Origin of the sequence: Belliella baltica DSM 15883, from assembly GCF_000265405.1 — a bacterium.
In the GTDB taxonomy this organism is placed as follows: Bacteria; Bacteroidota; Bacteroidia; order Cytophagales; family Cyclobacteriaceae; genus Belliella; species Belliella baltica.
On sequence record NC_018010.1, the window covers coordinates 1366522 to 1386576 of the forward strand.

At 43.3% G+C, this 20055-nt stretch carries 24 protein-coding genes and 3 pseudogenes; 3 read left to right on the forward strand and 24 right to left on the reverse strand.

Features of this window, described 5'->3' with window-relative positions:
* Positions 1–7 precede the first annotated feature (7 nt).
* From BELBA_RS06335 to BELBA_RS06430, 22 genes and pseudogenes are all read right to left on the reverse strand, one after another.
* On the reverse strand, positions 8–442 hold the full coding sequence (locus BELBA_RS06335; RefSeq protein WP_425358383.1) for an HYC_CC_PP family protein: 435 nt from the start codon (positions 440–442) through the stop codon (positions 8–10).
* Positions 443–663: 221 nt separating this feature from the next.
* A complete protein-coding gene (locus BELBA_RS06340) occupies positions 664–1962 on the reverse strand; it encodes a hypothetical protein (RefSeq protein WP_014771915.1) in 1299 nt (432 codons plus the stop codon).
* Between the two features lie 171 nt (positions 1963–2133).
* Positions 2134–2514, reverse strand: a complete 381-nt coding sequence (locus BELBA_RS06345) for an HYC_CC_PP family protein (RefSeq protein ID WP_041779258.1) — start codon at positions 2512–2514, stop codon at positions 2134–2136.
* Between the two features lie 219 nt (positions 2515–2733).
* The gene (locus tag BELBA_RS06350; RefSeq protein ID WP_014771916.1) at positions 2734–3579 is read right to left on the reverse strand and encodes a sterol desaturase family protein; all 846 of its coding nucleotides are present in this window, start codon (positions 3577–3579) and stop codon (positions 2734–2736) included.
* A gap of 62 nt (positions 3580–3641) precedes the next feature.
* Positions 3642–4385, reverse strand: a complete 744-nt coding sequence (locus tag BELBA_RS19055) for a helix-turn-helix transcriptional regulator (RefSeq protein ID WP_014771917.1) — start codon at positions 4383–4385, stop codon at positions 3642–3644.
* 35 nt (positions 4386–4420) lie between these two features.
* Positions 4421–4609: pseudogene (locus BELBA_RS20095) on the reverse strand (GDCCVxC domain-containing (seleno)protein); the annotation flags it as partial.
* Positions 4610–5209 (reverse strand): mercuric transport protein MerTP, encoded by a 600-nt coding sequence (merTP, locus tag BELBA_RS06360; protein ID WP_014771919.1) that lies wholly within the window; start codon positions 5207–5209, stop codon positions 4610–4612.
* Entirely contained in the window at positions 5206–5574 is a 369-nt protein-coding gene (locus BELBA_RS06365; RefSeq protein WP_014771920.1) for an ArsR/SmtB family transcription factor, read from the reverse strand. The genes merTP and BELBA_RS06365 overlap by 4 nt, the downstream gene beginning before the upstream one ends.
* A gap of 78 nt (positions 5575–5652) precedes the next feature.
* Positions 5653–6606, reverse strand: a complete 954-nt coding sequence (locus BELBA_RS06370; protein WP_280956345.1) for a site-specific integrase — start codon at positions 6604–6606, stop codon at positions 5653–5655.
* A gap of 15 nt (positions 6607–6621) precedes the next feature.
* A pseudogene (locus BELBA_RS20320) lies at positions 6622–6837 on the reverse strand (Arm DNA-binding domain-containing protein); the annotation flags it as partial.
* A 126-nt stretch (positions 6838–6963) separates the two neighbouring features.
* Positions 6964–7341 (reverse strand): hypothetical protein, encoded by a 378-nt coding sequence (locus tag BELBA_RS06375; RefSeq protein WP_157466064.1) that lies wholly within the window; start codon positions 7339–7341, stop codon positions 6964–6966.
* Position 7342: 1 nt separating this feature from the next.
* Positions 7343–7966: a hypothetical protein gene (locus BELBA_RS06380; RefSeq protein ID WP_014771921.1), complete on the reverse strand. Its 624-nt coding sequence runs from the start codon at positions 7964–7966 to the stop codon at positions 7343–7345.
* Positions 7967–8229: 263 nt separating this feature from the next.
* The gene (locus BELBA_RS06385; protein WP_014771922.1) at positions 8230–8955 is read right to left on the reverse strand and encodes an outer membrane beta-barrel protein; all 726 of its coding nucleotides are present in this window, start codon (positions 8953–8955) and stop codon (positions 8230–8232) included.
* Between the two features lie 28 nt (positions 8956–8983).
* Positions 8984–9211, reverse strand: a complete 228-nt coding sequence (locus BELBA_RS06390; protein WP_169315100.1) for a DUF3144 domain-containing protein — start codon at positions 9209–9211, stop codon at positions 8984–8986.
* A gap of 70 nt (positions 9212–9281) precedes the next feature.
* The gene (locus BELBA_RS06395) at positions 9282–9689 is read right to left on the reverse strand and encodes a c-type cytochrome (RefSeq protein WP_014771924.1); all 408 of its coding nucleotides are present in this window, start codon (positions 9687–9689) and stop codon (positions 9282–9284) included.
* Positions 9686–10555, reverse strand: coding sequence for a hypothetical protein (locus tag BELBA_RS06400; RefSeq protein WP_014771925.1), 870 nt, complete (start codon positions 10553–10555; stop codon positions 9686–9688). The genes BELBA_RS06395 and BELBA_RS06400 overlap by 4 nt, the downstream gene beginning before the upstream one ends.
* Entirely contained in the window at positions 10552–11871 is a 1320-nt protein-coding gene (gene nrfD / locus BELBA_RS06405) for an NrfD/PsrC family molybdoenzyme membrane anchor subunit (RefSeq protein WP_014771926.1), read from the reverse strand. Before nrfD ends, BELBA_RS06400 begins: the two co-directional genes overlap by 4 nt.
* On the reverse strand, positions 11868–12824 hold the full coding sequence (locus BELBA_RS06410; RefSeq protein WP_014771927.1) for a 4Fe-4S dicluster domain-containing protein: 957 nt from the start codon (positions 12822–12824) through the stop codon (positions 11868–11870). Before BELBA_RS06410 ends, nrfD begins: the two co-directional genes overlap by 4 nt.
* Positions 12825–12832: 8 nt before the next feature.
* Positions 12833–13102 carry a hypothetical protein gene (locus tag BELBA_RS06415; RefSeq protein ID WP_014771928.1) on the reverse strand — a complete coding sequence of 90 codons (270 nt, stop codon included), beginning with the start codon at positions 13100–13102 and terminating at the stop codon, positions 12833–12835.
* 13 nt (positions 13103–13115) lie between these two features.
* Positions 13116–13952: a DUF5777 family beta-barrel protein gene (locus BELBA_RS06420; RefSeq protein WP_014771929.1), complete on the reverse strand. Its 837-nt coding sequence runs from the start codon at positions 13950–13952 to the stop codon at positions 13116–13118.
* Positions 13953–14006: 54 nt separating this feature from the next.
* Positions 14007–14399: a c-type cytochrome domain-containing protein gene (locus BELBA_RS19060; RefSeq protein WP_014771930.1), complete on the reverse strand. Its 393-nt coding sequence runs from the start codon at positions 14397–14399 to the stop codon at positions 14007–14009.
* A gap of 238 nt (positions 14400–14637) precedes the next feature.
* The gene (locus BELBA_RS06430) at positions 14638–15000 is read right to left on the reverse strand and encodes a hypothetical protein (RefSeq protein WP_014771931.1); all 363 of its coding nucleotides are present in this window, start codon (positions 14998–15000) and stop codon (positions 14638–14640) included.
* Positions 15001–15241: 241 nt separating this feature from the next.
* On the opposite strand from BELBA_RS06430, the pseudogene BELBA_RS06435 reads away from it, so the two are divergent.
* Positions 15242–16164, forward strand: a pseudogene (locus BELBA_RS06435) (IS1595 family transposase).
* 123 nt (positions 16165–16287) lie between these two features.
* On the opposite strand, the gene BELBA_RS19625 reads toward BELBA_RS06435, so the two are convergent.
* Positions 16288–16431 (reverse strand): hypothetical protein, encoded by a 144-nt coding sequence (locus BELBA_RS19625; RefSeq protein WP_157466065.1) that lies wholly within the window; start codon positions 16429–16431, stop codon positions 16288–16290.
* A 132-nt stretch (positions 16432–16563) separates the two neighbouring features.
* Here BELBA_RS19625 and BELBA_RS06440 point away from each other — a divergent pair, with 132 nt between their 5' ends.
* Positions 16564–17430 carry a hypothetical protein gene (locus tag BELBA_RS06440; protein ID WP_014771933.1) on the forward strand — a complete coding sequence of 289 codons (867 nt, stop codon included), beginning with the start codon at positions 16564–16566 and terminating at the stop codon, positions 17428–17430.
* Between the two features lie 12 nt (positions 17431–17442).
* Positions 17443–18444, forward strand: coding sequence for a zinc metalloprotease (locus tag BELBA_RS06445; protein WP_014771934.1), 1002 nt, complete (start codon positions 17443–17445; stop codon positions 18442–18444).
* 443 nt (positions 18445–18887) lie between these two features.
* On the opposite strand, the gene BELBA_RS19850 is transcribed toward BELBA_RS06445, so the two are convergent.
* A complete protein-coding gene (locus BELBA_RS19850; protein WP_169315101.1) occupies positions 18888–20012 on the reverse strand; it encodes a helix-turn-helix domain-containing protein in 1125 nt (374 codons plus the stop codon).
* Positions 20013–20055: the final 43 nt, after the last annotated feature.

Consider the following 20055-nt stretch of genomic DNA (forward strand, 5'->3'; position numbering starts at 1 on the left):
TCAAAAATCAAATAAGGAAGGACTGAACGAGTACAATAATGTCACGCTCAATCAGAGGGGGGGAATAATTGTTATACGAATAATAATCAACTGCAGGAGCGCTGAAAAGAAAGGATACCACAGCGTAGAAAACTGCGATCATTTGAAAATCAGGAACCGCAACTTTGGACACTTGCGTAAGATCTTCATGACCCTCAATTACTAAAGTCTGGTCTTCACAGCAACCCTTTTTAGTGACCTGCTGACGTTCGCAATCTGGATCATGCTTATCCGTGGCACAAGGTGATTTCTGTGTGACCATTTCACATGGCTCAGCTCCTGAAAAGAATGCAATGTTCTCCAACTGCCCCATGCAAAAATGCATACCAAGGGTGAAGCTCGTGGAACTGAGCAGCACCAAGGCTGAAAGCATTATGGCCGATATTTTTCTAAAACGTTGCAGTTTGGAGAAAGTCTAATACGAATCTACGGAATTTATTTCAGAATGTTCGATTTTAATATCAAAAATGATGGTTTGTATTTCAAATACTTCAATATGTGAATTTTCATGCTGTATTTCTCTTGAAAAATCTTAGTCTCCTGACACTTATTTTTGTAGTCATTATCTTTTACACAGCAGTAAAAAGAATCCCGTGTGGATGAGTCACCCACACGGGAGTTCCGTCAGAAACTAATCACCGCTTCCAGTGTTACACCATTAAACTGTGCACCGGCAAATCTGCCAGTCCATGCCTCGCCATTATAGCTTTGCTTCACATATTCCAATTTGGTCAGGATATTTTTGGAAATAAACCAACCGCCACCAAGATTGAGTCTGCTGATATCCAGGTTTTCAGTGGCACTTTCTCTCATCTTGCCATTTACTGTATTGTACCTTCCACCTATGTAAAACCTTTCATCTGCACCAAAACGATACAAGAGTTCAGCGGCAAGCTGTGTAAAACCTCCTTCAGTATCAGGCCCAGGTTGGGTAAATTCATTATTACCATTGGCCAACTCATAAATACCAAAGAACTCCAAGCCTTTGTACTTGATGAATGGATTGATCTGTAAGGCGGTAAGTTTTGTGAATCTGGCATTGAACCTTCCATCTCTTGGACCTCCTTCAGCAACTCCATTGGCATCAGGTAATGTGTACAATACATTATAATACCTGGTCCCTGCCCTGTCACCACCATATAACCAGGTTCCAGTTGATGTACCATTATTGATATACCAGGAACCTGTTAACCGCACTCTGAAGTCTTCATTAAGTTGCTTGTCAAATCCAAGTTTGCCATAAAATGATGGCTTGTTGTCGGTATTATCGGTAACCGTTACATTTTGATTGAGCTTACCGTTTGTGAGCCCAACCACCGCCAATAAACCATTCTTTTGAACTGTAAGCTCTCCGAATGCCTCGGTCGAGAATGCATCCATAAGATAATTCCCCACAAAGGGGTTGAAAATACCTCTGGCATTGTCTGTTCTCCTGAAACGTGCGTCCCCATAGTTGAACTCATCTAACCCTATGGTAATACTTGCATATTTCATCACTCCCTCCAGAAACCCAGGTTTAACAAAGTCAAGATTATCCACTCTCATGTATCCACCCTTAATCCATGCTTCGTTGTGTGCTCTGGAAGAAAGATAGGTCCTAAGATGCATGCGAACTCCGTCCAATACCTGGACGTCCAGGTTGAGGTTGGCAGACGGCAAATTGAAGTCTGATCCCAGTTTGGTCAGGTTACCTGCCGTATTGCTTTGCCTAATACCTTGAAACTGCATGGCGAAATCGCCACCAACCCTCACTTTTAATCCATCAAAGATAACTGTATCCTCTTTTGAGGGCTCGAATACATTCAGGCCGTTTTTATCGTTTGGCCTGAAATACTGCAAGCCTGGTTGTTGGGAGTATGTGGTATTGATCACCATCAGTGTCAAGGCAATGAATACCAATTGAATTTTATAAAACGTTTTCATGATTTTAACATTTTGTTGAAAGTCTGTTTAAAGAAACTTGATGATAGTTTTGTCGGATAGATCGTGTCTAATGCTGTTCGAATATCCCGGAACAGCTATATTACACAGAACCATTTCCGACATTGTCCAAAGGTTTCGTACCCAGGCAACTAACTGATAATCAGATGTCAGCTAAAGAAGAAATGACTGGAACAGGATAGAGCGATACCGCCCTGACCAGCCGGGGGGAGCCTTTTTAGGAGTTGTGTAGTTTCTTGACTCGAAAAAATGTGTAGAAGGCAAATGGAAAGATGGCTGAGCCATTGCCGCTGGTGAAGAAGCAATGACAGGAATGTCAGAATGAGGTGTCCTGAAATCATCGAGAGAGAAGATGGTTTCCTGATCCTCACAACCATCACAAGGGTTGCTGTGATCGTCACAGCATGGTTCGTGGTGTTTTAGAAAAAGCTCGAAGCTAATCAGTTCGCCCCCGCAAAAGTGTTGAAACACTGCCATCCCTTTGCCAGGGAGGAGCATTGCAATGAGCAGGACGATATATAAGTTGCGTTTCATGAGCCTTTTTGATGGAAAATGCCATCCATTGAAGGGGCATCCATTTGTATCCCCTTCAATATGACTCAAAAGTACGCAACGGTTATTGAGAGGGCTATGACATTGCGCATGTCAAAACATGACTTACATCATGTTTGAACAAAGGCGGGTTTATCCAACTGAAATCAGTACTCTTTGGGATTGTTACAGGTGCGTGAAGATGATAAAGAGAGTCGCTATCTATTTTCGAAATGGATATGCTATCTGCTTTAGATAAGATTTCGGAAAGTTTGGCTCTTCTGCTATACCAATTTCCCCAATACCTTCGGATGTGTAAATTTTCGGATCATCAAAGCTGGTTTTGAAGATGTAGTCCCAAATGGTCAACCATGCCCCGTAATTTACCTGTGCATCCTTGAAGTCAGCTCGATGGTGCCACCTGTGTAACTCTGCCACACAAAAGAACTTCTTTAGTATCCCTGCTTTATAATCCAGATTGGTATGTTGCATCATCATATTGATTGCCAGGAATGCAAGTGCGAGTACAACAACTTGTTGGGGCACACCAATAATCAGACAAGCGATGATTCCCGGACCACCTTCTAATATCTGATGGAGTGCATGGCGTTTTTCGCCATTGAGAAAATATAGCCGTTCCGAGCTGTGATGAATGGCATGAAGCTTCCACAACCATTGGTACTTGTGACTTTGCCAGTGTACAAAAAATAAAAAGAAATCAATGATTATTAGTGCAAATATTACCTGTATCCATAGTGATATATTCGTAGGGAACCATTTGAAGAAAGTAAAATAAGCAGAGACCCAGATAAAGCTAAACTGCGCTGATATTTTGATCAGGTAGTTTATGATATAATAGGTAAAATCAAGATTCCAGTCTTTGCCGTCCAGCCAGTTTTTCTCGAACGGCATCCATTTTTCAAGAAACAAAGCGATTATGCCAAACAGGGCAATGATCGGGATAGTCACAAGGTATTGGTTCAACCCTGATTGTACACCCAACAGTATCAGGCACCAAGCCGAAAGCATGAATATTGGGTAGAGGCTGTATTGCAGTATTCTTTTCATCCTGTAGATTTTTTACCCTACAAAGATGAATAGCCTTAAATTGAATTACTTGTATAAACCTGCTAACCTTTCAGAACACTGGAAGGCGCAACGCCAAACATTTCAGTAAACGTCTTTGAAAAGTGTGGAAGGTCTGAGAAGCCACCATCATAACAAGCTATGGTCAATGAATTTCCTAATATGATTGATTCGACTGTGGACTGCATTCTTGCCCACAGAATATACCTCCGAAATGGAATTCCCACGTGCTCTTTAAATAAATGAGCATACCTTAACGCAGACAAGTGAACCTTTGAAGCCATGTCTTCAATTCTCATTTCCTGACTAAGTGATTCTTTAATGTGTTGAATGGAATTGACAATCCTTTGATCTGATTGAGTTGAATAAGTATGATGACCAGTCAATTGATCCACTAATAGTCTGGTATAATGCATGACATCAATCTCCTTGCCCATGATCCAATGCTTGAATTCATTCATGATTTGTTCATTCGGTAATTTTTGAAGACCAATAATTTCCTTATCAAGTTGATATGTCTGTTTTAAACGTTCTGAAAACTGATGGAAAGGATCCATAAAAATGAAAACAGGAATACTATTTCCATGACAGCTAAATTGATGTTTTATGTCATGAGGGATTATAGACAAAACGCTAAAATTTTCTTTGCCACTATTATCAATTATTTTATGTTGACCCTGAGTGCAATAGATTATTTCTGTGGCATGATGTGCGTGAAGTTTAGTAGTGGCAACATGTCCTGAATATACACCAATACCGTCTTTAAAAAACAATCTGAAGGCCTCCATAATCCTTGCCGTTTAACAGCAGTTTTTTTACTACCCTCTTGAATCGGAGGACAAGCCTTTGTTCCATAACTACAATACACGCAACAATCTCCTTCTTTTGGTTTTAGCACCTGGTGGCAGTTTTCGCATTCGTAAAAATACTGACAGGCGTCATTGGGCATGGTTTCTTCCTTCTGATGGCCACAATTGGGGCAGGTGATGGTTGATTCTAATATGATTTCCATTTATTTCTCTGTTTTATTGGTCACGGAATATCCGGTTGAGTTGATGGCTTCCTCAATTTTCGGGATACTTGTTTTGGACTTGTCAAACTCCACGATGGCATTGCCCTGGTCGTAGGAGGCGGTTACATTCAGGATGCCGCTGAGCTTATTTACTTCATGCACTACATGCGCTGCGCACCCCTGACAAGTCATGCCTTTGATTTGAAAATTTACGGTCTGAATGTCTGACTTATCAACGATGATCACTTGCTTTTCAGATTTAGGGTAGAAAATGTGAGCATAAAGCGGGAACACCAACATCAGGGCAGCAAAGACCGTGATTATTGAAAGGAACTTTTTTGTTTGCCAAAAGGAGGGCTGAAGGTCCTCCTCACAGGCACATTCTTTTTCCTCTTTGGCCTTTGGTTTGAATTTCTGATACCAGGCAAAGCCTAATACAACCACTGTGATGCCGACAAAAAAAGGCCTTGCCGGATCGAGCCATGAGAAAGTGGACGCAATCCCGCTTGCACCGGCCACTAATGCAAGCACCGGGGTGATGCAGCAAAGTGAACTTACTAAAGCAGCTAAAAGGCCGCTGGTTAAAAGGGAATTTTTCATAAGGTAGGAATTGAATTTGGGAGCTTAAACAAATCGAGCACTGACGAAATGATTCGCTGACTTTGCCCTTCCACTGAATAAAAGATGGTTTGTCCCGATTTTTTAGTCGTCACGATTCTTGCATCCTTCAGCTTTTTCAGATGTTGGGAGACGGCCGGCACGGTCATGCCCAGGATGTCTGACAAGTCGCACGGACAAAGTTCATTTTCCTGTTTCAAGAGGTACAGGATTTTGAGGCGGACAGCATTACCGGCAAGATTCAGTACATCTGCCAGTTCTAAAAGACCTTTCTCCTTGCTTTTCAAGTCCTCCCTGCACCTATTGATCTGGTCGCTATCGGCAAAGACACGGATACATGTATTCATAACTTTTTATTTAAGCATTTGCTTAACAAAGCTATGGAATGAAATTTATTTAAGCAAGCACTTAAATACGGAAAAGGGCTACTTTGCCCTTCTCATCAGTTTTGGTGCTGCCAGCCTTTCACGGAGAGCCTGCATATCTTCACTCACTTTCTTCTCCACCACCTTGGCGTAAACCTGAGTAGTGGTGATTTTTGAATGACCCAGCATCTTGCTCACAGTTTCCAAAGGCACACCATTGCAAAGGGTAACAGTGGTAGCAAATGTATGCCTGGCCAGATGAAAGGTGAGGTTCTTTTCAATCCCGCACAGGTCGGCAATTTCTTTCAAGTAAGAGTTCAACTTTTGGTTAGAGATCATTGGAAATACCGATCCTTTCTGCAATGCCCTTGGATGGGTCTTATACTTCTCTATTATTTCCCAGGCTTTGGGAAGGATAGGAACCCTTACTGGCTGGTCAGTCTTTTGCCTACAGGTGGAGAGCCAGTATTCTCCGTCTATGCCTATGGTGATGTTGGAAGGCGTCAGGTTCATAGCATCGATGTAGGCCAGTCCGGTATAGCAGCTGAATACAAACAGATCCCTTACCCACTGCAAACGAACAATCTTGAAGTCCTTGCTTTCCAATGTTTCCAATTCTTCAGCATCTAAGAATCCTCTATCCACTCGGTGAAATTTGAGTTGGTACTTATCAAATGGATCCCGGCTTACCCATTCCATTTTTACGGCCATGGTCACCATTTTCCGGAAACGCTCCAAGTGCTTCATCACTCCATTATTCCCAAGTGGTTTCTGGTGATCCTTGGGTTTGTAGTTACGGAGGTAGAATTCAAAGTCTGTGATGAACTTGTACGACAATTCCGAAAGGAACATGTCAGTTGTACCGAACCGCTCTTTCAAAAATCTGTGGATGTACTTCTGAGTGGTGAAGTAGTTTTTCATCGTGCCCCAAGCCAGTGTATCTCGCATAGCCTGGTTGTGATAATCCACCAGCTTGCATAAGGTGAAGTCCTTTTGGTCTGTACCCAGGAACATGCTTTTGATAGCATCTGCGGTGATCAGTCGCTTTTGTACTTGCATCTCCTGGTAGCATTCCATGATACTGGCCTGGACCTCATCCAAATAATGATTGAGCGATTTGATTTCTTCCCGGCTGCCCTTGGCCATGCCTTTGCTGCCATTCCAGTCACCTGGTTTGATCCAGCGTTTCAATGATATTTCAACTCTGCGGCCATCAACGGTGACCCTGGCATAGATTGGGAGGAGGCCATCCTTGGCCTGTTGTGAAACTTACACCCAATCATGAAATGTTGGTTTGCTTTTTCGGCAACCATGTCAATTTCATCTGTTTATAATTTGATTTTCAATGGTCAGATGGAATGCCCTAGATAATCATTCCCCTGTGTGAGAAGCCATTCTCATGGGCATTTCATGTGTAATGCATCTGCCTTTAATGGAAAGCTTCGTCATTACGTCAAATCCCTGGTCTTTCAGCAGTTCGCCGATGAAATACCTGAAACCTAAGGGGCCCAGTTCAAGGATCGCTGCTTTTAACTTGTAACGGGGCACGGAGGATGGAGCATATTTCTTCATCCATTTCGTGGCGATCTGAAATAACTTCTTTGTGGTTACTCCTTCGTAGATGTCGCTCTTAATCCCTGATATGATCGATGCGAGCTGATGATCATCCACTCCTGAATTCAGCAGGCTCCTTGCCAGCTTTTCTTCCGAAAACAGCTCCGATTCGCCCGAGTACTTCACCACGTTCATATCAATACCCAACTTTTCCCCACTCGTCCAGTACTTCCTGGTTCAATACAGTTTGTAAGAGGAAAATATCTTCCACCTGTCCGTAGTTGTCCAGCACGAGGGTGGTTCCCTCCATCAGCTTGATATTCATGGTCAGCAGGCAGGCAAGTGCTTCACCGCCTTCAATATGCTCCAGTACACCATCGCCTGTGAGGTAGTAGGCAGCCTCGTTGTAGATCAGATGACCCTGTATATTAAAATTCCGGTCCGGGTGGGATTGGGTTTCTATCTCAGAAAGAGAAAGCCTGGAATTGATGGCGACATCATAGTCATAAAAAAACCGGTTGGAAGGGATGTGATCATCGAGGCTGTCGTCCAGCTTGAAATTTATGACTACTTCGGCTTTGTCATAGTCCAGCAGCACATTGATGTTATTGAACTCATGTGTTACCAATGAATCTCCCTTGAGCGTTTTGGCAACCAGCGTTCCTTTTCGGGTAATGTAGGTACGCTGTGCATGGGCAGTGTAGGATAAGATCCCTTGCAAAAACAGAATGCTGATAAAAAAGATGACTGGTCTCATAATCGTTTCTTTTACATTGAGCTCAATTAAATTTACTACCAAGCCGACATCTTGTTTTATCATATTGTGGCAATGATTGACGGAATTTTTCCTGTAGATGAAAACCTCCTACAACTTGCAGGATACCCTTCCTGATGAGGCTTATCTGGTAACACTTGTGGTCGCCATCGGGCCATCACGTTTACCTGGAGTGGGAAAATGATGATTATAAAGTATCGTGCATTGATTTTCAAATGGGGTTCCTTCCAACATATTTCTTTCGGGTAGTCCCGATTTATCAGTTACGTAAAAGAAATGACATCTTATCAGTTAAACACATAACCCAGTTAAATCAGGATTGCATGATTATGGGCTTTGATATCATCATTAAAGTGGCCTTCTGCAAAAGCGTCCCGGAAGCCATAGCTAAAAATGAAGCGCAAACGAATTTTATTGTCTTGTGTAGTTGGGAGGAGAATTCCCGGACCAGCCACCAATCCCACATCAAACTTTTTGAAATCGTCCATCGCATTATTCTTTTTATCCGAAGAACTCAAACTGGCGGCCACCAGGGTGCTCTGAGACATGCCCACCAAAAAAGTAAACTTTGATTGGCTGCCAGAAGCGTATTCCAGGTATTCCCACAAGTCAATATAGGATAGGCGGTAGCGGCTTTGGTCAGCAAAGCCTACACTATCGAATTCAGCCCCTCGCTGCAGGTAACCTAAACTTGCATGCAAGGAGAGTTCGGATGTAAGGGGATATCCCAAATCCCCTGCAAAACCAAAAGTGGGCGTGTAATGATATTGGTAAATTCCGTTGTTGCTTAGAGAAAGGCCGGTAACGATAGAAGTAGCCCCGCTAAAAATATCAATGCTAAATTCCGTTTTCCGTTCTTCAGGAGAACTTTCATTAGCAACAGACAAGTGGAAACCACTTGCCTTGTTTACAATTCGTATCGATAAGCTTTGGCTCGCTGAGGCTTTGGGGGCACTCACTTTGTGCTGTGCCTGCGTCACTTTGCCAATAAGTAAAATAAATCCCAGAATGATATATTTAAGACTGGCTGGCATATTGGTTCCCTATTCTGATGCATTTTGATTAACCCATTGTTTGAATAAGATCATCCAGATTGGCTTCCAACATCCGTTTATACTCGTTACTGTACCACTCCAGGGCATCCATTTTATCTTTCACTAAATTGTCTGATTTAGAGTGCGCTTCAAATGCGTTGTACCTGGCGGCAGCAAACATGATAGCGGCACCTATCCGTTCTTTTGATTCTGATTTGATAAATTCATTGGCCACTTCAATGAATTTGTCTGCCATCTCAGCACGGGATATCTTAGAACCTGATTCTTTCATATTTTAAGGAATTTCGAACTCAGCGGAAGTAGCCTTACTCTTTCAACGTTCTCAAATAATTGACAATTAGCCACCGATCTTCCGCATCAATGATCTTTTTTTCAAAACTTGGCATATCAGCTCTTCCTTTTGTGATCTTGTAGAATAATGTGCCATCTGTTTGCGTTTGAAAATCCTTTGAGGAGAAATCACCCATGTCACCCTTCATTTCTTTGGCCTTGGGTCCATCGCCAAACCCTTCCTTGCCATGGCAGGACTGGCAGTATTTGGAGTACAATGTCTTACCGATAGCAAGGTTTTCTTTGTCCTGCGCATCGGTGGGATTTTTAACTTTTTTAGCCGATTCGGGTACCACCCAGTCTGTGGACTGATCTGGCAGGATGAAGGAGTAAAGCACCAGGGTAAGGGAAATGGCAAGCGTAAATAGTGTCGGTTTGTTCATAATTGGTTCGTTTTAGATTTTAAAATTCGGTACAAGTTAAATATAAGGAATACGATCGGTATCCACACACCAAAGATAATTAAATTTGGAAAAATCAAAAGGTAGTATGGGGTTTTGACACGGGGAGACCACATGGTTCTCTCATCAAAAGTAGATTCATCTACTATCGGAATTCCTATAGGAGCGCTGATCGCAGCTCTGATTGTTCCATAAGCTTCGCTTTCCTTTAAGACTACTTCAAATGTAAGTTCGCCACCCAGGCCAGGCATCCGCTCCTCGATTGGAACAAGAATGGATCCGTTTTCATCCGTTTCATAATTATCCTCGCCTATGGGCAATGAACCGTACAATCGTATAAGGCCTACTTTAAGAAACTCACCTTGCAGCGGATTGCCGGCGGCATCTGTTAAGATAGCCGACATGTAGTAAACGCTATCGACCATGGTGATATCAACCGATAGACCGGCTTCTGAAAAACTAATGGATTGGTCGGTATCCCTGAATCTGTCATTGTCCTCTATAGCTACCGTGTATGTGTAAATACCGGTAGTATCTGAGTGTTTCATGGTGTCTTTCAAGAAAAATTTTGCTCTACCTGCATCATTTGTTCTTGCCTGCCCAAGGTACATCAGTGAGTCTTCATTCATCAGCCGATAAACGTTGAACTCAAGATCGGTGGCCGTCTCAAAACCATCTTCTCCCTTATACTTAGCCGAAATGTCGATATAGGCTTCACCATTCATCACTTTAACGTGCTCCAGGGAGACCCTTGCCCTGTACTTTTCATCTTGTGAGTAGGCAGAAAAGCTTGCAACCAGTAGGAGAAGTACAAAGAATGAGGCCTTGAATTTTGATGGGTATCTCATGGTTGCGGAGTTGTTTGGGTAGAATAGATCAATCCTCTTTCCTCCGCTGTTTCGTGTATGGGCACAATGGGCAAATACCGAATGAGCAACGTAATGATGAGCAGCGCTGCAGCCAAGGTGGCAGAGGTAATGGACCATTCCATCCATGTAGGAGAATAATGGCGCCATGACTCAGGTACTCCTTCTATAGGCAGGAAAGGGTGGCTGAGCGTAGGGATAACGATGATGTACCGTTTCCACCAGGCGCCCGCCACTACTGCAAGCGCTACGATGAAGAGAGGTAAAGGCTTCCTTCCCCGGGGGAATAACAATATAACCACAGGAAGGATGAGCCCACCAATAATGGCTGTCCAAAACAGTACCGAATATTGTCCTGAAAACAGGCTCTGGAGATGGACGGCCTCTTCTTCAGTAGATTTGTAGAAGGGAATGAGGTACTCGTTGATGTTGAAGTACAGGTAGATCAGACACAGTAAAACCAGGATTTTTCCCATTTTGTCAAAATGATCATCGGTGATATAATTGTCTAGCTTATAAGCCTTTTGTAAGACAAACATCACGGCAATCACGGCTCCTGCCCCTGCTACAAATGCACCGGCAATAAAGTAGGGACCAAAATTGGTACTGTCCCATCCTGGCCGATAGGTGGTTTCAAATAGCCAGGCCGTGACGGTATGTATAGCAAAAGCAACGGGTATGATCAATACGGAGAGGACTTTGATAGACCGGGCATAAATTCTACGCTGATGCTCATTGCCTGTCCAGTTCAGCGCAAGCCTTCTATACCATCTTCTCATTTTTTCGCTAGTTGAGGGTCGATCTATTAGTATGTTGAAGTCAGGCAATAACGGATAGTACAGTAGTAAAATACTGATGACCAGGTAGGTGGTGATCACAATTACATCCCAGATAATCGGTGACTGAAGCCTGCCATGCACAAACAGGTTCAACATCCTGTCGGGCCTCCCCATATCGATGATAATTGTCAGACCAGCCATAATGATGGCAGCAACAGCGATGATTTCTGCAATACGGGTCAGTGGGGTGCTCCATTGCGCGCCTGACAAACGCAAAATGGCGGTGACCAGAGACCCAACGAGGCTGATAGCTACAAAAAACACAAAGTTTGAAATATAGACACCCCATAGTGCATAGTCTCTCATACCGGTTATTATGAGCCCTTGCCTTAGCTGCTGGATATAGGAGTACAATCCAATAAAAATGATCACTACAAGAGCGGCGATCCACACCTTACCTTTCCACCCAAATTTTCTAGGGGAGAGGTCTTGAATTAACTGATCGTAAGATGGGTTCATGGTGTTTCCGCTTTATCCACTGATTCAAATTCGGTATAATTGTCCAGGCCCTCCTCAAAGTCAACAACCCTGTTGGATGGCGGTAAATAATAAACACTGGGTTCGGTTCCCAAGCTTTCCATCAGTCTGTAACCCGCCCGGTCTTTTAGCAGTTTGCTGAGTTTGAAAGACTCTCCACTGCCATTTGTCACCGTGTCTTCGTACATATCACCAAAGCTGAATACATCGTTCGGACATGCGCTTACGCAATGCGGCAATTCTCCCTTATCAATCATGTGTGGGCAGAAATCACATTTATCTACTGTGCCCTTCTGGCTAGGCACACCGGCATGATCAGGGTTATACTCCATATTTTCGGCTGTTTCTCCCTGCCAAGGATCAGACCAGTTGAATATTCTTACGGAATAAGGGCAGGCAGCCATGCAGAATCGGCAGCCTATGCACCTGTTATTGTCGATCAGTACGATCCCGTCACGTCTTTTGAAAGTAGCGTCTACCGGACATACTTTGACACACGGAGGCTGGTCGCAATGCTGGCACAGGGTTGGTTGCCAGTAAGGTGCGGTCTTCTCCGTTTCCTGCATTTTATAGATCTTGATCCATGCATTTTCGCCCGTGATGTAATGGTTCTTATTGCACGAACTCTGACATTTTTTGGCATTGCGGCATTTGGCAAGATCAACTACCATCACAAACTTGCGATTAGCAAAACCTTCCCGCGGATTGTAAGCCGATTTGCTTTCATGAGTATGCGACACTGCTGAAGCAGGCACTTGCATCAGCGTTCCGTCTGTTGACATCACCTCAATGGTCTCTTCTGACTCCGCACTTTCCAATTTGCCAAAAACCTTTGCGAGCAATGCCCCGCTGGCCACCGTGAGCAAACCATATTTAAGGCTCTGCTCCACGAAAGTGCGTCTCGACTCTTGTTGATTATCTTTTTCGGGTACCATGCTTATTCTTATTTTGTGAAATCTTTTGGCTTCAGCCAGTTCAGCAGTGACTGATTGGACATCTTCTTTTCGATCACCTTTGCGTTTTTAACTGCATCCTTTCTCACTCTCACAGCTTTGCCATCTGCTGTGAGCATCGTTATGAATTCATCGTCCTTCGCTTGTTGGCGGGCAGGTTCCGCTGCCAGAGAAGTGGCATCGTTCAAAAACGGCAACGTCAGACTAAGGCCTAAGAATTTCTTTCGGGAGATCTGAATGTTTTTAGATTCTGACTTCATAAGTCATTTGTTTTTAGAACCATAGTCGATTAATATTGAACCCAATCAAGAATTGGTTTTCGGAGAGCCTGTTCTTATTCAGTATATAGTTTCTTTGAGGTAAAATCCCGTTATAATTACCGACAAAGACCTGGAATGCATGAAGTCCTGTAGACATTTCTATACCCAGCGAAAGGCCTGGATTGTCAGTGTTTTGACTTAATGGCTGGCTATAATCAATGAGGATAGATGTTTTGTCGCTGATACTGACTTTGCCTCCCAGAGCCACCGCAAACTGACTGTTATCAAGTTCTGGGGAAACCAGGTTGTAATGAGAGTAGCTGGGAGCAATTTGCATAGAGACAATTCTATTAAACCTACGGGTAAAAATCAGCTGATTAAAGTAGGCAAACCGGTTGGAAGACTCGGGAAAAAATTCCGATTCCCGTGCATCTATAGCCACATTGCCATAATAAGCGAGACTTACCGGTACACTACCGGAACGGGTCTGTTGTAGCAGGCCGGCTTTTAAGTTGAAGTCCTGCATACGGCTATCTTTCAACGTCCCGAATCCCAGGGTTATTCGGTTTGAAATGGCATAGCTTAGTGCCAAACGAATGTTGGCTGGCCCCCACATCCCCAAAAGGTCGCGATTTCCACTTTCTATGACCCCAAACCGGTGCTGGATGTCGAATTGAAAGGTGCCTTTTGAATTTATCAATCCTGTAGGATTGTCAATCAACCAACCGCTTTGAAAAGCTGCTCGCTCGGGTTTATCTACTTTTTTTGACTGAATGGAATCCTCCTCCTGAGCCGCTACTGTAAAAGTCATAAAGCAAAACAGCATGAGAAGTAAGGTAGTGTTTTTCATATACTTAATGTGAATAGTAAAATTGATGTGACTAGTAATTAGCTATAAATACGGTTAGTTGTCCTTTACCCCTTCATCGATCCATTTCTTGATGAGCGCAATTTCCGTGGGTGTCAAAGGGCCAGCGGGAGGCATGTTATTACCATCTTCACTGCGAAATTCCAGCATTTCGACTAGCTCACTTCCTTCTGCATCTCCAGGTATGACGTCCCCAAGGTCAATCAACTCCTCAAACGAGGCATAGGCCATACCTTCTCTAAAATCCGGTTCGACTTCTGTTGGATTATGGCAGGTAGCGCATTTAGCTGTCAGAATGGGTTGAATATCCAGCTCGAGGGATACATTGTCTTTTACTACAGGGTCACCAGGCTCGACCTTGTCGTTATCACAAGCGGCCAATAATAGGACCATAAAGAAAACTGAAAATAATTTGATAAGATTTTTCATAATATTATTTTTTTATTAGTATTGAGTACTCGGTAATTCTTCTCAAAATTAGGAAAAGGACTTACCCCCGGTTTACCATATTATGGCAATGATTTAAGAAATTATGACAGGAGGTGATTTGCCAATCTTTTAATTCGTGTGATCCAGTTTTCGGCCAAATACTAGCTCGTTATTACAAAAAAAGGGTGTTAGAAAAGTCTATCTTCTAACACCCCCTGAAAAGAGACCTGTTAATTTATCAGTTAGACGTTTTCTCTTCTACACCTTTGGTAGCGGCTAGCTTTCCTTTAGGTGTAAATTTGATTTCAACTTTCTTTCCATCGATTTTGCCTATATAACTATAGTGTAACGGAATCGCCCGTGATGTTCCCGCAGTCCCTTGATCGGCCGGTTTATTCACTGTATGCTCGAAGTGGGCATACCATGCCCCTTTTTGAATACTGCTCTTGATTTGGCCAAACTCCGTCTCAAATGTTTTGAGTACTGCTGCAGGAACCTGCTGATCTTTGATTTTTTCGAACATGGTCATTGGAATAGTTTGAGCGTATGACCAGACTACACTAATTAAGAGCATCGTGAATGTGAGTTTTAACGTTTTCATATCTATAAAATTTGGTTTAAAAATTCATTATTCATTATTCGGATATCTGACCTCAGTCATGAAAGGTGGATTTCTCATAACTATTTTTAGTCAGCATTAAGTCACAGTTAATTCTTTTTGAAATTAGGAATATGAATATACGGAATTCTGCCAGTAGCCAAATTATATACTGACAGTTGGTGACAATCGATTGGTAATCAAGCTAAAGTGAGGTTACTTGGTCAAAACAAAGGTTCTGACCATGAATATTTTGAAGTTCGAAGAGCGCTTTCCAGATGAAGAATCCTGTATCAGGTTTTTCAAGGTTAAAAGGGAACAAGAAGGCGTGGTTTGCAAAAAGTGCAAGGAAAAAGAGCACTATTGGCTCCACAGTAAAAGTATGTTTCAATGCAAAAGTTGCGGATTCCGTACCAGTTTGAAAAGTGGAACTGTGATGGAAAATAGCAATCTGTCACTTCGTAAGTGGTTGATGGCCATGACCTTCTTTAGTGCCACTAAGCAGGGGTTTACCGCTCTTGAACTCCAGCGACAAATGGGGTTTACTCGCTACCAAACCGTCTTTGATTTATGCCATAAGATTCGTGTCATAATGGGTAAGCGGGATGATCAATATAAGCTCGAAGACATGGTAGAATATGATGAAGCTTACATCACCAAGTCAACCTCAGCCCAGAAAAAGAAGAATCTCTCAATCGGGGCCGAGGAACCCAGCAGAAGTCCACAGTGGCTGTGATGGCTGAATCAACCATTCTTGAGGATCCTAAGACAAAGAAGTTAACCAAAAGCTGCCGATACTTCAAGATGAAGAAAATTGAGGACTTAAAGGCTAAAACGGCAGAGAAACTGATTAAAGACTTCATCAATAAAGATGCTGTTCTTCAAACCGATGACAGTACCACTTACGCTAAATTTGAGGACTTCGTGGATGTCCATGTCACCGAATTATCTTCAACAAAAGAGGGTAGATTCAACCTTAAATGGGCTCATACAGCAATCAGTAACCTCAAAAGTGATCTTAGAAAGTATAAAATGATATCAGAAAGAAGGCTTCAGAACTACATCGACGAGTTTTGCTACAAACTAAACCGAAGATACTTTGGAGAAAGACTCTTTGACCGACTTATTATTGCTTCTATCCAACCCTACTGGCAAAGTAGCGGATAATCATAATTAGGAATAAGGACCTCCACTTCGTTTATCATATTTTGGCTATGGTTTACGATATTTTGCAGGCTGGTGAAAGCGGAAATTGCTAGGGCATAATTCACGCTTAGGAGAATGATCGTTTTACATCCCGGTGATCTTGATCGGAAATTTCTTCATCATTTTGTGGATGGCAGGGTGCAGGTCTCCATACATTACTTTGGTGTCATAAAGGTCACTCTGGGCCGCTCCTTCCAAGACCAGATGGTTGGTTTGCCTGTCATTCATTGTCATCAATTTGACCCTACTGTGGATATATTCATCATAAACGGTATATTTAATAGGGATTTACCATGCAGACTGCTTGTTTGGTAATTTGTCAATCAAAAAGCCAAAATTTGAAACCTAATCTTTAGAACTATGAAATATTCAGTTAAAACCGGCCTTCAAACCCCATTCTACATTTGGATTATGCTAGGGCTGCTCTCAGGATGTGGGCAATCGGCCAGTCAAAATCAAAGCCAGGAGCAAAGCCAGCCAGCTGTGGAGCAACCCGAAAAGCCAAAATGTGAAATAGAATTGCCCGCATCTACTTTAAAAAATTCGTTGCTGGCTCCTGCCGAAAACCTGAAATACACCGCCCTGAAGCTTCATGAGCTGGCCGAGGGCCATGATCATGACAGGGTTTCAGGGCAGGCTAAAAGCATGGCGGAGGAAAGCATGAAGCTGATGAAAAGCAGCGTCTACCTGACCAGCTCCTACCTGGACAGCCTGATTCAATACAGTTCTCGATGTGCGGTACTGTCCAACGCACTGCAAGCCCACAATAAGGCCATGGCAAAGGCGAAGCTTAAAGAGGTGGTGGGGCAACTGGAGGCCCTCACCGGAAGGGTTAGTGACTTTACAGGTCGTAATGTCAGCATCCGGGAAGATGCTTGTATGTCCAATGCGGAAATGCTCGAGAATGAGATACGGCTATATTTTGCCACACTCAAATCGGGGGTCAACTCCATCGCCTTATCACTTGCGTCAGTATGTGAAGATTGTGCGGCCAATGAGATTTCCTTTTATGAAAACCTGATGAAAGTTTTCAGGGAGGCGCTCATCAAAGCCCCCACTGATCAATATAAAATGGTGAGCAGGACTTTGGCTGATATAGAACACACACTTCATGAGCTGGCAGGAGTGCACGGAGAAGACGCACACCATACCCTGGAAACGCTTGAACGACAAATGGACAGGTTCGAAGATGAGCTCCTAGACATTACCGGCAGAAGGGAACTATAACCTCTTATTGCTATGAAAAGCATGGCCATCTTTTTTCTGCTCTTGGTGACTGGGTTGTCAGTCACTGCCCAATCGGTGACATTCAATGCTGACCGTTACCACTATGACAACCAGACCTTACTGCTGGAAGGCGATTTTGGGGAATGGACAAACTCTGAATATGTGGCATTCATCAACCAGTCAGGCGGAACTGTGAGCATTCGTGCCCACATCCACCATCACCTAACCTTTATCTATTTTGTTGACTCGGAAAATCATGCCGACCATGATATTTCCATAAATATCCCCGCCGACGGGCAATATACGTTGAGGGTCATCGCCAAACTATCAAGCGGTAGCCCGGTTGTTTACAATGACCAATTGGGTTTTGATTTGACCTATCAAAATGGTGGAACCGGGTATTTTGAACTAAAGGCAAGTGCCTATTTTCACGCCAGAAGTAGCAGCGGTCTTAACACTCCGCTTTCAAAACCAGACGGGTATGGATACATTGGCTATGGCTATGAGGAGGTGTCCTCGGGTAAGCCCATGAGATGGGATAAAAGTGATTTTCCTCTAATAGTTTATTCAAACCATACCCGTTTTGGTTATTCAATGGAATATTCGGCGGTCGTTCAAAAGGCAATGAATGTGTGGAACAGTGCCGGAAGGAGCATTGGTTTGAATGCCAACATTTTTGAGCTCACCGATAACCCAAACAACGCAGATATAAAAATGGATTGGTCGGGTCAAAGCGTGCCACAGGGTGCACTGGGCGTGGCAATGCCGGGACGAAACCTTATCGGAATGCTCCCTCTGAGCAGGTACAGTGGACTGGGTGCGGCAGGCGAAACCCTCGTTCAGGAGCTCGGTCATTTATTGGGCCCTGTTCACTCTGATGTCCGATATGACGTGATGAATGGGACCGCCCACGGGCATTGGCACGATTTGACTGAGATCAATCTCACGGAAAGGGACAGACAGATGCTGAGCTGGATTTACTCGCAAGCGGATTATTATCCGTTTGGTAGATAAGATAATAAATTTTCGTGGTTTTTGGGCTGCATCCGTGTTCCGGCCCCAGGGTGGTGAGAGGGCCTGGCTTGCAAGTCTTTGAGTTACATGATGCTGTTTGGTGGCCGAATAATTGCGGAAGGAGCCGATCTGGTGATCCGTAGACACAAAATGCAGCAATCATTTTCTTTTTTCGCTGATTCAGATATAGGAAAAGATTCTGGATGGCGTCCAGGACTATTTCCCTGGACGCAAATTGCAAGCCGAATGTTAGCAGCCGTTTGGTATATTCATTATAGATGTGCACAAAAGTTTCTTCATCACCATTGACATACGATTCCCAAATTTCGCTATCCTTTTTGGATGAAGAGGGCTTCCGGAGTGTTTTGACCTAAACGATATATTTTCTTTTCACCTATTATGGAGCTAATATGTTTTCAGTTACTCAATACCAAAGATCAGTGTCAACTGTTCATGGCACGTGCTGATGTATGGGTTTTCATGATCTTCCACTGATCATTTTCTTTTTTAAGGATTGATGTAGCCACACCTTTTCGTTCGATCAATTTACCATCCGATTTCAGGACGATTTTGTAAGTATAGGTCTCTGTCGTAAAAGCGTACGGCATGTCAATTTTTACCTTGATTTTATGGTCATTAAAGTCAAATGACTCAAACACCTCCAGTTCAGGAGCAAGGTGATGGGCAAGATAGTGGGTAAAGGATCCTTCCTCTCCACCTGACTCAAATATTTCTGAGTCTTTCATGAAAAGCCCGGTCAGTCCCTCTACACTTAGCCTCTCGATACCTGCCTTGTAGGCTTTGATGACCTCTTCTACATTAGCTTTCTCAGCTTGTACATCCACATCTTCATTATCAGCAGGTGACGTACATGCGCTCAACAGAACGGGTGTCACTGGGTTGTCTTGCTTCGCTTGTCCGTTTTGACTTTCAGCACAGTGACAGTCCTCACAGCCACACCCACAAGTACACTTCTCTGGTTGGGTTTTAAGGGATGCCTGCCTTTCAAAAGACCTACAAATTTCATCCTCCCAACTCTTCCGGTAGTCAGATAGCGACATTCCGGTATATTTTTTGAACTGCCCGGACAGGTAGTGGATACCGCTGTAACCAACTGTAATAGCGATCTGACTCAGGTTGAGGTCACCTTGCCTGATCAGCTCTTTGACCTTATTTGTTCTGAGGTCAATAAAATACTGCTCGATGGTGATCCCCGAGTACCGGCTATATACTTTGCTCAGTTGGTGATAGTTTCTCGCCACCTCCTTTGCGATATAATCTGAAAGCTTTTGCCGGTGGCCTATCCAGCTTATATTTTCCATGTAGCAATGGATGGCTTTATTGATTTCGGCAATCAGTAATTCATTCTGATCACAGATCAGCCCCAGGTCCAGCACTTCGAGCTTCTCATTGATGAGATCAAAATCCGGAAACGGATCGATGTTTAAAGTGGCATAGCCCAGGTCTACTTCTGTGAAAGAAATATTCAAGTCATGCAGGATCTGCTTGACCACATGGACGCACCTGAGGCATACCATGTTTTTTATCTGTATTGTGATAGTTTTCATTGCAATATTGATTTTGTGTAAAAAATGAGATATAAGAACCTCT